The organism is Enterobacter cloacae complex sp. P16RS2 (genome assembly GCF_014982155.1).
Lineage (GTDB): Bacteria > Pseudomonadota > Gammaproteobacteria > Enterobacterales > Enterobacteriaceae > Enterobacter > Enterobacter cloacae_M.
Window position 1 is genome coordinate 1 of record NZ_JADCKW010000001.1, and the last position, 12,434, is coordinate 12,434.

At 56.4% G+C, this 12,434-nt stretch carries 12 protein-coding genes; 4 read left to right on the forward strand and 8 right to left on the reverse strand.

Annotation, left to right across the window (positions count from 1 at the left end):
- Positions 1–200: hypothetical protein (locus INF68_RS23120; protein ID WP_227412745.1), on the forward strand; the 200-nt coding region annotated here is incomplete at its 5' end.
- A 70-nt stretch (positions 201–270) separates the two neighbouring features.
- Here the strand turns inward: INF68_RS23120 and hemG are convergent.
- Genes hemG through pepQ form a run of 4 tightly spaced genes read right to left on the reverse strand, consistent with a single transcriptional unit; the run spans position 271 to position 4,264 of the window.
- Positions 271–816, reverse strand: coding sequence for a menaquinone-dependent protoporphyrinogen IX dehydrogenase (gene hemG, locus INF68_RS00005; protein WP_029739672.1), 546 nt, complete (start codon positions 814–816; stop codon positions 271–273).
- A 10-nt stretch (positions 817–826) separates the two neighbouring features.
- The gene (gene trkH / locus INF68_RS00010; protein WP_023309600.1) at positions 827–2,278 is read right to left on the reverse strand and encodes a Trk system potassium transporter TrkH; all 1,452 of its coding nucleotides are present in this window, start codon (positions 2,276–2,278) and stop codon (positions 827–829) included.
- Positions 2,279–2,318: 40 nt separating this feature from the next.
- Positions 2,319–2,933 (reverse strand): IMPACT family protein, encoded by a 615-nt coding sequence (locus INF68_RS00015; protein WP_126787383.1) that lies wholly within the window; start codon positions 2,931–2,933, stop codon positions 2,319–2,321.
- Entirely contained in the window at positions 2,933–4,264 is a 1,332-nt protein-coding gene (gene pepQ, locus INF68_RS00020; RefSeq protein WP_126787387.1) for a Xaa-Pro dipeptidase, read from the reverse strand. The genes INF68_RS00015 and pepQ overlap by 1 nt, the downstream gene beginning before the upstream one ends.
- Before the next feature lie 190 nt (positions 4,265–4,454).
- On the opposite strand from pepQ, the gene fadB reads away from it, so the two are divergent.
- Complete coding sequence (gene fadB / locus INF68_RS00025) at positions 4,455–6,644, forward strand: fatty acid oxidation complex subunit alpha FadB (protein ID WP_126787382.1); 2,190 nt, start codon at positions 4,455–4,457, stop codon at positions 6,642–6,644.
- 9 nt (positions 6,645–6,653) lie between these two features.
- Positions 6,654–7,817 carry an acetyl-CoA C-acyltransferase FadA gene (gene fadA, locus INF68_RS00030; protein ID WP_008501515.1) on the forward strand — a complete coding sequence of 388 codons (1,164 nt, stop codon included), beginning with the start codon at positions 6,654–6,656 and terminating at the stop codon, positions 7,815–7,817.
- 125 nt (positions 7,818–7,942) lie between these two features.
- Here the strand turns inward: fadA and fre are convergent, their stop codons facing one another.
- The gene (gene fre / locus INF68_RS00035; protein WP_008501516.1) at positions 7,943–8,644 is read right to left on the reverse strand and encodes an NAD(P)H-flavin reductase; all 702 of its coding nucleotides are present in this window, start codon (positions 8,642–8,644) and stop codon (positions 7,943–7,945) included.
- Positions 8,645–8,686: 42 nt separating this feature from the next.
- Entirely contained in the window at positions 8,687–10,177 is a 1,491-nt protein-coding gene (gene ubiD, locus INF68_RS00040; RefSeq protein WP_161496003.1) for a 4-hydroxy-3-polyprenylbenzoate decarboxylase, read from the reverse strand.
- Positions 10,178–10,350: 173 nt separating this feature from the next.
- On the opposite strand from ubiD, the gene rfaH reads away from it, so the two are divergent.
- Positions 10,351–10,842 carry a transcription/translation regulatory transformer protein RfaH gene (rfaH, locus tag INF68_RS00045; RefSeq protein ID WP_028015881.1) on the forward strand — a complete coding sequence of 164 codons (492 nt, stop codon included), beginning with the start codon at positions 10,351–10,353 and terminating at the stop codon, positions 10,840–10,842.
- On the opposite strand, the gene tatD is transcribed toward rfaH, so the two are convergent.
- Both tatD and tatC read right to left on the reverse strand, forming a co-directional pair.
- The gene (gene tatD / locus INF68_RS00050; protein ID WP_126787381.1) at positions 10,839–11,621 is read right to left on the reverse strand and encodes a 3'-5' ssDNA/RNA exonuclease TatD; all 783 of its coding nucleotides are present in this window, start codon (positions 11,619–11,621) and stop codon (positions 10,839–10,841) included. The genes rfaH and tatD overlap by 4 nt on opposite strands.
- Before the next feature lie 41 nt (positions 11,622–11,662).
- Positions 11,663–12,433 carry a Sec-independent protein translocase subunit TatC gene (tatC, locus tag INF68_RS00055; RefSeq protein WP_032646063.1) on the reverse strand — a complete coding sequence of 257 codons (771 nt, stop codon included), beginning with the start codon at positions 12,431–12,433 and terminating at the stop codon, positions 11,663–11,665.
- Position 12,434: the final 1 nt, after the last annotated feature.

Here is a 12,434-nt window from a genome sequence, read left to right on the forward strand (position 1 = left end):
TTAAGAATCCATGTCACTTTGAGTGCCCACACAGATTGTCTGATAAATTGTTAAAGAGCAGTGCCGCTTCGCTTTTCGCTGCGGCGCGGGGTGTGCATATTACGCTTTCCCGCTTCAGAGTCAAGCATTTATTTTTGCTTTTCTCTGCTGACCCGGCGGCGTGTGTGCCGTTGTTCCGTGTCAGTGGAGGCGCATTATAGGGAGTTATTCCGACGTGACAAGCATAAAATACAAAAAACTTTTCGTTAGCTCACTTTTCAAACTTAACGCTTATTTATGTCGCGAATCGCCCGTTAAATGTGCGATTTCCCGGGCAAAACTGGCCACCTGCGACCAGTCGGTATAAACCACTTCTTTACGCGTATCGGTTTCACCCCCGGTCATCTTCATAATCAGGCGGATCATAAAGCGGTCATACCAGCGGTAGCGAGGGTAGCGCAGAGCGCCGGCAAAGACGGCGCACAGGTCAGGCTGCCACGGCGAGCTGAGTAAAAACTTGCGCGTGTAGCTGTTGGTCTGCGGCGTACGCTTCTCGGCTTTACGTGCGACAAGATTGACCGAGTAAAAGGCACCGGGCAATTTGTTGAGCACCGCCGTGTGCTTTTTCACAAAGCGATCCAGCGCCGGATGGAAATGCCCGTAACGAATTGACGCGCCAATTACCACGCGATCGTACTCCTGCCAGGCTATCTGCTCCGCACGGTTCAGGTTCACCACATCAGAGTAAATACCCAGCTCTTTTAATTCCGACGCCAGATAAGCGGCAATCTCACGCGTTTGTCCGTCTCGCGTAGAGAAAAGAATCAATGTTTTCATCAACGGCTCCTTACTCGCGCCAGAATGTAGGGGTGAACAGCACCAGCAGCGTAAAGACCTCAAGACGACCAAACAGCATATTGGCGATGAGGATCCATTTCGCGACCGGGTTCATGCTGGCAAAGTTATCCGCCACAACGCCCAGACCGGGCCCGAGGTTATTCAATGTTGCTACGACGGACGCAAAGGCGGAGAAATCATCCACCCCCGTCGCGATAATCGCCAGCATACTGACGATAAAGACCAGCGCATACGCCGAGAAGAATCCCCACACCGCTTCGAGGATACGTTCCGGCAGCGCGCGGTTCCCCAGCTTAATGCTGTAAACCGCGTTCGGGTGGACCAGGCGCTTCAGCTCACGGTTGCCCTGCTTAAACAGCAGCAGAATACGAATTACCTTCAGGCCACCGCCCGTAGAACCCGCACAGCCCCCGATAAATGCCGAGCATAACAGCAGCACCGGCAGGAACAGCGGCCAGCGCGCGATGCTGTCGGTGGTAAACCCAGCGGTCGTCGCCATCGATACCACCTGGAAGAACGCCTGATTTAGCGTGGTCAGCGCGGAGTTGTAGACATCATGGAACCACAGCACCAGGGTACAGATGATCACCAGCGTAAGCTGGACGCCAATAAACATGCGGAACTCCGGGTCACGCCAGTACACCTTCAGGCTGCGCCCGCTCAGTAAAGAGAAGTGCAGACCGTAGTTACAGCCTGAAATCAGCAGGAAAATGGCAATAATCGTGTTAATCGTTGGGCTGTCGAAGTAGCCGACGCTGGCATCGTGGGTGGAGAACCCGCCGATAGCGATCGTCGCAAAGCTGTGTCCGATGGCGTCGAAAGCCGGCATCCCGGCAAACCATAGCGCCAGCGCACAGGCCACCGTCAGTAATACATAGATAAGCCAGAGGGTTTTCGCCGTCTCGGCAATACGCGGGCGCATTTTGTTATCTTTCAGCGGCCCGGGCATTTCGGCGCGATAAAGCTGCATGCCGCCAACGCCCAGAATCGGCAGAATGGCCACCGCCAGGACGATGATCCCCATCCCCCCGAACCACTGCAGCATCTGGCGATAAAAGAGAATGGCGTGCGGGAGTGAATCCAGCCCCACCAGCGTCGTCGCCCCGGTGGTTGTTAAACCGGAGAACGATTCAAAAAAGGCATCCGTGATGCTCAGGTTAGGCTGTTCAGAGAAGATGAAGGGCAGCGAACCGACGCTCCCCAGCACCGTCCAGAACAGGACCACAATCAGAAATCCTTCGCGAGATTTCAGCTCACCTTTCTGACGACGGTTTGGCCACCACAGCAGCGAGCCGATCGCCAGCGCGACAAAGAAGGTCTGGGTAAATGCCCGCCCCGCGCCGTCCCGGTAGATAAGCGCCACCAGTCCCGGGAGAATCATCGTCCCGGAAAAGAGTATGACCAGCAGTCCAACGATTCGGGTTATGGCACGAAAATGCATCTCTGCCGCTTCCTTTGGTATTCAAAAAGTGAGGTGGGGATTATTCTTCAATCGGCAGCAATTGCAACGAACCACGACTAAAATCAGCCAGTTTTGCTGAAAAAGCAGCCAGCTCCCCCTGAGGAAGCGCCACGCGTAATTGCACCATTGCCTGATATTCACTGTGCGCGATGACGCCGTTAAACTGTTTGAGCAGCGTTTCGATGCCCGATAGCTGAGCGTAATCGCACAACAAAGTATATTCGGTGAGCGGAGTTTTGCGGATAGTTGTGAGCATATTCAGTGCCTGCTGAACTCCGCCGCCATAGGCTTTTACCAGTCCACCCGTGCCTAACAGGATGCCGCCGTAGTAGCGCACCACCACGGCGGTAATTTCACCCACGCCGCTGCCCATCAGCTGCGAAAGCATAGGTTTACCGGCCGTGCCCGCCGGTTCACCGTCGTCGGAAAACCCCAGCTGTTGTGAATCGTCCGGCGGCCCTGCCACCCACGCCACACAGTGGTGACGCGCGTCAGGATGTTCAGCCCGAACGGATTCGACAAACGCCTTTGCCGCCTCTACGCCGTCGGTATGCGCCAGCAGCGTAATAAAGCGGCTTTTCTTGATTTCCTCAACAAAGGTGACCGGTTCAGCCGGTATCAGCCAGCTTTCCATTAGGCCAGCTTCAGGTCTCGCGTCATATTCTCAATACCGTTTTCGTGAACCACCACGTTATCTTCGATGCGAATACCGCCAAACGGCTTCAGCGCCTCAATTTTTTCCCAGTTGAAGTGCTTGCTAAACTGGCCTTCACGCCACGGCGCCAGCAGGGATTCGATAAAGTAGAGCCCCGGTTCAATCGTCAGCACCATACGCGGCTCCAGAATACGGGTGCAGCGCAGGTAAGGATATTTAGACGGTGCCGCCAGGTGCGTGCCGGTGTCATCCTGCATAAAGCCCGCAACGTCGTGAACCTGCAGGCCCAGCGGATGGCCGATACCGTGCGGCATGAATGGCCCGGTCAGATCGTTCTCGACCATCGCCTCTTCGCTCATGTCTTTCACAATCTGGTGCTTACGCAGCAGTTTGGCGATGCGCTGATGGAACTGGATGTGGTAATCCACATAGCTGGTGCCCGCCTTCATGGTGCCAATCAGCGCCAGCTGTTCATCGTTCACGTCTTTAATCAGCTGCGCGAAATCGGTATCCGCATTCGCCGCCCAGGTACGGGTCAGGTCGGCCGCGTAACCGTTGTACTCGGCGCCTGCGTCAAGCAGGAAGCTGCGCATCTCCGACGGAACGTGGTGATCCAGTTTGGTGTAGTGAAGCACAGACGCGTGCTCGTTCAGCGCGACGATATTGCTGTACGGCACGTCGGTATCACGGTGGCCCGTCGCGGTCAGATAGGCCTGATTGATGTCGAACTCGCTCATCCCAGACTGGAACGCTTCGTGCGCGGCACGGTGGCCATTCACCGCCGTTTTTTGCGCTTCACGCATGCAGTAAAGTTCGTAGTCGGTTTTATACGCGCGGTAATAGTGCAGGTAATCCAGCACGCCTTTCGGATTGAGTTTGTCTGCCGGAATATCCAGACCCAGCGCGCGCTCCGGAACAGGGCCAATGTAGCCGATGTTGCCTCGCGCGGCAGGCAGCTGGCTGCCAATGCCGTCCGCTTTCGGCAGTGCAATCACATCAATCTCTTCCGTCCAGAAAGAGGTCGGCAGCGGTTCTACGTTGTGCCAGTAATCGACCGGCAGGTAGAACCACAGTTTCGGCTTGTTCACGCCATCAACCAGCAGCCAGCAATTTGGAACCTGAGTCACCGGCACCCAGGCTTTGAACTGCGGGTTCACCTTAAACGGGTAAGCGTGGTCATCCAGAAAGGTATTCATCAGCTCGCCGGAGTGGATCAGCAGCGCATCCAGCTTAAAGCGGGCCAGTACATCGCGGGTACGTTCCTGTAGGGTAACGATATGATTTTTATAAAGCGAAGCCAGTGAGTCCATCATTCTTCCTTTCGTTTTTTTGACCTCAAGTCATCGCATCTTAGCACACCTCACTCCGGCTGCGTGATTTCCACCGACCGTGATCAATGCAGCATTTTCTTAATGAGTAATTTGCATTTTATTAACATAAATCCCACACTCCGATTCATCTGGTATGACCAGATCCAATTGCTGGATTCAGGAGACTGACATGCTCTACAAAGGCGACACCCTGTACCTCAACTGGCTGGAAGATGGCATTGCCGAACTGGTGTTCGATGCCCCCGGCTCAGTGAACAAACTTGATACCGCGACGGTGGCCAGTCTTGGCCAGGCGCTGGATGTTCTTGAAAAACAACCTGAATTTAAAGGGCTGCTGCTGCGTTCGAACAAAGCGGCCTTTATCGTCGGTGCCGATATCACCGAATTTCTTTCGCTGTTCATGGTCCCGGAAGAACAGCTGAGCCAGTGGCTGCACTTTGCCAACAGCGTCTTTAATCGTCTGGAAGATCTGCCTGTCCCGACCATTTCCGCCGTTAACGGCTACGCGCTGGGCGGCGGCTGCGAATGCGTACTCGCGACCGACTACCGTCTGGCGACGCCGGACCTGCGCATCGGCCTGCCGGAAACCAAGCTGGGCATCATGCCGGGCTTTGGCGGCTCCGTGCGTATGCCGCGCATGCTAGGTGCCGACAGCGCGCTGGAGATCATTGCCGCAGGTAAAGATGTCGGCGCAGAACAGGCGCAGAAAATCGGCCTGGTCGACGGCGTCGTGAAGCCAGAGAAACTGGTTGAAGGCGCACTCGCCATTCTGCGTCAGGCCATTAACGGCGATCTCGACTGGAAAGCCAAACGCCAGCCGAAACTGGAGCCGTTAAAACTCAGCAAGATTGAAGCCACCATGAGCTTCACCATCGCCAAAGGCATGGTGATGCAGACGGCGGGTAAACACTACCCGGCACCGATCACGGCGGTGAAAACCATTGAAGCAGCTGCTCGTCTCGGACGCGATGAAGCGCTGAAGCTCGAAAATCAGAGCTTCGTCCCGCTGGCGCACACCAATGAAGCTCGCGCGCTGGTCGGTATCTTCCTCAACGATCAGTTTGTGAAGGGTAAAGCCAGGCAGCTGACCAAAAACGTTGAGACGCCAAAACATGCGGCGGTACTCGGCGCGGGCATTATGGGTGGCGGCATCGCTTACCAGTCGGCCTGGAAAGGCGTGCCGGTAGTGATGAAAGACATCAGCGAGAAATCCCTGACGCTGGGCATGACCGAAGCGGCCAAGCTCCTGAATAAACAGCTGGAGCGCGGAAAAATTGACGGGCTGAAGCTTGCAGGTGTGATCTCCACCATTCAGCCCGTGCTGGAATACAGCGGTTTCGACCGCGTGGACGTCGTCGTTGAAGCGGTTGTTGAGAACCCGAAAGTCAAAAAAGCGGTGCTGGCAGAAACGGAAGACAAAGTTCGTCCTGAGACCGTGCTGGCTTCAAACACCTCCACCATTCCAATCAGCGAACTGGCGAGCGTGCTAAAGCGTCCGGAAAACTTCTGCGGGATGCACTTCTTCAATCCGGTACACCGAATGCCGCTGGTCGAAGTGATCCGCGGGGAAAAAACCTCTGACGAAACCATCGCTAAAGTGGTGGCATGGGCCAGCAAGATGGGCAAAACGCCGATCGTTGTTAACGACTGCCCGGGCTTCTTCGTCAACCGCGTGCTGTTCCCTTACTTCGCCGGCTTCAGCCAGCTGCTGCGCGATGGTGCGGACTTCCGCAAAATCGACAAAGTGATGGAGAAACAGTTCGGCTGGCCGATGGGCCCGGCGTATCTGCTGGACGTGGTCGGCATTGATACCGCTCACCACGCTCAGGCGGTGATGGCGGCAGGCTTCCCGCAGCGCATGCAGAAAGATTATCGCGACGCCATTGACGCTCTGTTCGACGCCAACCGCTTCGGACAGAAAAACGGCCTCGGCTTCTGGCGCTATAAAGAAGACAGCAAAGGCAAACCGAAGAAAGAAGAAGATGCCGTGGTAGATGGTCTGCTGGCCGACGTTAGCCAGCCAAAACGCGACTTCACCGACGATGAGATCATCGCCCGCATGATGATTCCGATGATCAACGAAGTGGTGCGTTGCCTCGAAGAAGGTATCATCGCCAGCCCGGCAGAAGCCGACATGGCGCTGGTATACGGCCTGGGCTTCCCTCCGTTCCACGGCGGCGCGTTCCGCTGGCTGGACACGCTCGGCAGCGCCCGCTATCTCGATATGGCTCAGCAGTATCAGCACCTCGGCCCGCTTTATGAGGTGCCGGAAGGGCTGCGTAACAAAGCGCGCCATAACGAACCCTACTATCCAGCAGTTGAGCCAGCCCGTCCGGTTGGCGAGCTGAAAACGGCTTAAGGAGTCACAATGGAAAAGGTTGTCATTGTTGATGCGATTCGCACCCCGATGGGCCGTTCAAAAGGCGGCGCGTTCCGTAACGTGCGTGCGGAAGACCTCTCCGCGCACCTGATGCGTAGCCTGCTGGCGCGTAACCCGGCGCTGGATCCGGCTGCGCTCGACGATATCTACTGGGGCTGCGTGCAGCAGACCCTGGAGCAGGGCTTCAACATCGCCCGCAACGCGTCGCTGCTGGCGGAGATCCCGCATTCGGTTCCGGCCGTCACCGTGAACCGCCTGTGCGGTTCGTCAATGCAGGCGCTGCACGACGCGGCGCGCATGATCATGACCGGCGATGCGCAGGCCTGCCTGGTGGGCGGGGTCGAGCACATGGGTCACGTGCCGATGAGCCACGGGGTCGATTTTCATCCTGGCATGAGCCGTAACGTGGCGAAAGCCGCGGGGATGATGGGCCTGACCGCCGAGATGCTCTCTCGTCTGCACGGCATTAGCCGTGAAATGCAGGATGCCTTTGCCGCGCGCTCTCACGCTCGCGCATGGGCCGCCACGCAGTCTGGCGCCTTTAAGAATGAGATCATCCCGACCGGCGGCCACGACGCAGACGGCGTACTGAAGCAGTTCAGCTACGACGAAGTCATCCGCCCGGAAACCACCGTAGAAGCGCTTTCTACCCTGCGCCCTGCGTTTGATCCGGTCACCGGTACGGTAACGGCAGGTACTTCGTCGGCACTGTCCGACGGTGCCGCCGCGATGCTGGTGATGAGCGAAAGTCGCGCCCGCGAGCTGGGCTTAACGCCTCGCGCTCGGGTACGTTCGATGGCGGTCGTGGGCTGCGATCCTTCAATCATGGGTTACGGCCCGGTTCCGGCCTCGAAGCTGGCGCTGAAAAAAGCGGGATTAACCGCCAGCGACATAGACCTGTTTGAAATGAACGAAGCGTTCGCCGCGCAGATCCTGCCGTGCATTAAAGATCTGGGGCTGATGGAGCAGATCGACGAGAAGATTAACCTCAACGGCGGCGCGATCGCCCTCGGTCACCCTCTGGGCTGCTCCGGAGCGCGTATCAGTACGACGCTTATCAACCTGATGGAACGCAAAGATGCCCAGTTTGGTCTGGCAACGATGTGTATCGGGCTGGGTCAGGGTATCGCGACGGTGTTTGAGAGAGTGTAAATCAGGAAAAGTATCTCAAAGCCAATGACGTCAGAACGAACGCAGCCAACGCAGTTATGGCGTCATTGGCGAAGAGAAAGAGTTTAGTTGCCGTTCTTCCCGCCTGTCAGGGGCGGGTTTTTTATTTAAATGAAGGCAAACGCATCGCCAAACAGGCGGTCTTCACGCGCGTCACGTTCGTTACAGAACAGGTCGCGGGCAATTTTCGCCATCTCAAAACGGCCAGCAATGTAGATATCGTGCCCTGCCAGCGTGCCGTGATCCTGCAGCACCGCCGTCAGCACCGTCCCGCTACGACCACGCCAGCCCTCTTCCGGCTGCTCAACCACCGGCTCAATGCGCAGGTTAGGATGGGTTACGCTCAGCGCTTCCAGCTCAGACAGGTCGTACAGATGTTTCTCTTCGCGGCCACCCCAGTAAATGGTGATGTCACGGTCCGGGTTACGCGCCAGTGCGGTCAACAGAATAGAGCGCACATAAGAGAAGCCCGTACCGCCAGCGATCAGGATCAGCGGACGGTCTTCGTCATCGCGCAGCCACGCATCGCCGTGCGGAATATCCACCACGATTTCACGTTCCTTCAGGATCCGATCCATCACCGCCATCGCATACAGGTTAAGCTCTGACGCACCAATATGAAGCTCAATAAATTCCTGCTCCGCTGGCGTTGAGGCCATAGAGAAAGGACGCTTATCACGCTCATCCATCACGACCATCAGGTACTGACCCGCGCGGAAAGAGAATGGCGCTTCAGGCACTAAACGGACGCGATATACGGTGTCGGTGATGGCATCTACCGAGGTCACTTTACAGCTTAAGGTTGTCATTCGCTCTCTCTGTCGGGAAGTCTATAGGGCTTAACGGTTAGCTCAGGGTTTACCGTTATTCATTATGGCCAGCTCGTCCCAGATCGCGTCAATTCGCGCGGTCACTGCAGGATCTTTTTTGATCGGGCGACCCCATTCACGGTCGGTTTCGCCAGGCCATTTATTTGTGGCATCCAGTCCCATCTTTGAGCCAAGACCGGAAACCGGCGAGGCAAAATCCAGGTAATCTATCGGCGTGTTTTCGACTAACACCGTATCGCGCGCCGGGTCCATTCGCGTGGTAATGGCCCAGATTACGTCATTCCAGTCGCGGGCGTTAACGTCATCATCGCAGACAATAACAAATTTGGTATACATAAACTGGCGCAGGAAAGACCATACGCCCATCATCACGCGTTTAGCGTGACCAGGATACTGCTTCTTCATCGTGACCACCGCCATGCGATACGAGCATCCTTCAGGCGGCAGATAAAAATCAACAATTTCCGGGAACTGTTTTTGCAGGATCGGCACAAACACTTCATTCAATGCCACGCCCAGCACCGCCGGTTCATCCGGTGGACGTCCGGTATATGTGGAGTGGTAAATGGCATCTTCACGCTGGGTAATGTGCGTCACGGTAAACACCGGGAAGTTATCCACTTCGTTGTAATAGCCGGTGTGGTCGCCGTAGGGGCCTTCTGGCGCCATTTCACCCTGCTCGAGGTAACCCTCCAGCACAATTTCCGCACTGGCCGGAACTTCGAGATCGTTAGAGATACACTTCACGACTTCGGTTTTCGTTCCGCGCAGCAGGCCTGCAAACGCATATTCAGAGAGCGTATCCGGCACGGGCGTGACGGCTCCCAGAATGGTGGCCGGATCGGCGCCTAAGGCGACAGACACCGGGAAACGCTCCCCCGGATGCGCAGCGCACCACTCCTGGAAATCCAGCGCGCCGCCGCGATGCGACAGCCAGCGCATGATGAGTTTATTCTTGCCAATCAACTGCTGGCGGTAAATACCGAGGTTTTGCCGCTCTTTGTGCGGGCCGCGCGTGACGGTGAGCCCCCAGGTGATCAGCGGAGCGGCATCTTCAGGCCAGCACTGCATGATAGGGATTTTGGTCAGATCAACCGCATCGCCTTCCAGCACTTTCTGCTGGCACGGCGCGCCGCGCAGGCGTTTGGTAGGCATGTTCAGCACCTGCTTAAACTGCGGCAGCTTGTCGAACAGATCGCGGAAGCCCTTCGGTGGCTCAGGCTCTTTCAGAAACGCCAGCAGTTTACCGACTTCACGCAGCGCAGAGACGTCTTCCTGCCCCATTCCCAGTGCAACACGACGCGGTGTACCAAACAGGTTGCACAGCACCGGCATTGAGTACCCTTTCGGATTTTCAAACAGTAACGCGGGGCCACCGGCACGCAGGGTGCGGTCAGCAATTTCTGTCATCTCCAGATAAGGATCAACAGGAAGTGTAATACGTTTGAGTTCACCCTGCTTTTCCAGCAGCGTCAGGAAGTCGCGGAGATCGTGGTATTTCATGCAGTTAATCATGGCCTCTCTGTAAGCGCTTCATTATACGGCGTAAGCCTGCTTGATGCTGTAATTTTGTTAAATTAGCGTGAAGTTATGCGTTCTGTCCCATTTTCGCCCATTATAATCAACTTAGCGATCCCGCCAGGGTTTTGATATGCTTGCGCCCCGAACTAAGGGAAAGAGTGATTATGCAGGCCTGGTATTTACTGTATTGCAAACGCGGGCAACTTCAGCGCGCGCAGGAACATCTTGAACGTCAGTCTGTCAATTGCCTGACGCCCGTGATCACGCTTGAAAAAATGCAGCGCGGGAAGCGCACAACCGTGAGCGAGCCGTTGTTCCCGAACTACCTGTTCGTGGAGTTCGACCCTGAGGTGATCCACACCACCACCATCAGCGCCACGCGCGGCGTCAGCCATTTTGTTCGCTTTGGCGCTCATCCCGCGACGGTTCCCTCATCGGTGATCCACCAGCTGTCGATTTATCAGCAGCCCGAAGGCCTTACCGACCCGGAAACGCCCTACACGGGCGATAGCGTCGTGATTACCGAAGGGGCTTTCGAAGGCCTGCAGGCGATTTTTGCCGAGCCGGACGGGGAAGCGCGCTCCATGCTATTGCTTAATCTGCTTAACAAGCAGGTGCTGCAGAGCGTTAAAAACACCGACTTCCGTAAACTTTAAACATTTATCCCGAACAGCTTACGCACGTTGTCATCCGTCTGTACGGAAAGCCAGTGCGGATCCTCTCCGCGCCACGTCGCGACGCGCTCAACAATGTGCCCCAGATAAGCGGGCTCATTGCGTCGCGATGCTGGTTTGGGTTTCAAATCGCGCGGCAGCAGATAAGGCGCATCCGTTTCAAGGAGCAACCGGTCAGCCGGGATCGCTGGCAACAGCTCCCGAAGCTCAAGCCCGCGGCGCTCATCGCAAACCCAGCCGGTAATCCCCAGATAAAGCCCGCGCTCCAGGCACTCAAGCGCCTCCTGCCGTGAGCCGGTAAAACAGTGCAGCACTGCGCCCGGCAGTTTCTCAAGCCACGGATCCAGCAGAGTCAGGAAACGCTCATGCGCGTCGCGGCAGTGCATAAATACGGGCATTTCAAGCTCTGCCGCCAGCGCAAGCTGGGCAGTGAACGCCTTTTCCTGCTCTTCAGGCGTGGAAAAGTTACGGTTGAAATCGAGGCCGCATTCGCCGATCGCCACCACTTCCGGTGTCTTCGCCAGCCTGCGCAGGGTTTCACCGCTTTCCGCGGTCCACTGGCTGCTGTCGTGAGGATGCACGCCAGCAGTAGACCAACAGCGATCGTATCGTTGCGCCAGCTGCTGCGCCTGCTCGCTCTCATGCAGGTTGGTGCCCGTCAGCAGCAGTCCTTTCACCCCGGCGGCAAACGCACGCGCAACCACCTCATCACGATCTTTCGCAAACTGCGAGCTGGTCAGGTTGAGTCCGATATCAAACATGCAAATCCCCATATAACAACCGCCCTGACGGGCGGCTGGTTTTACTCTTCAGTGGTCTTGTCGGACGTATCGTCTTCGTCATCCGCTCGACGTCCTTTACCCACGTAGAAACGCGAGAAGAAAACGCCGACCTCAAACAGACAGTACATCGGTATGGCCAGCAGCGTCTGCGAGAACACGTCAGGCGGTGTCAGCAGCATGCCGACGACGAAGGCGCCCACCAGAATATATGGACGCTTCTTACGCAGGTCATCCGGGGTCGTTACTCCTACCCAGCAAAGCAGCACAATGGCCACCGGCACTTCGAATGCCACGCCAAACGCCATAAACAGCGCCATCACAAAGCTGAGGTAGCTGGCGATATCCGTCGATACCTGGACCCCTTCCGGCGCGGTATGCGTCAGGAAGCCGAAGGCCAGTGGGAAGACAACGAAATAGGCAAACGCCATGCCGATATAGAACAGCAGCGAGCTGGACACCAGCAGCGGGATCACCAGCTTGCGTTCATGCTTATACAGCGCGGGCGCCACAAACGCCCACACCTGGTAAAGAATGACCGGTGCAGAGGCAATCAACGACACCCAGAAGGTCAGCTTGATGGGGGTAAAGAATGGAGAAGCAACGTCTGTTGCAATCATCGTTGCGCCCAGCGGCATCTGCTTGATCAGCGGCGCAGAGACCACCTGATAGATATCGTTGGCAAAATAGACCAGACACAGGAATATGAGCAAAACCGCAATAATGCAGTTTAACAGGCGCTTACGCAGCTCAATGAGGTGCGCAATCAGCGGTTGAGTATCATCTACTGCCATG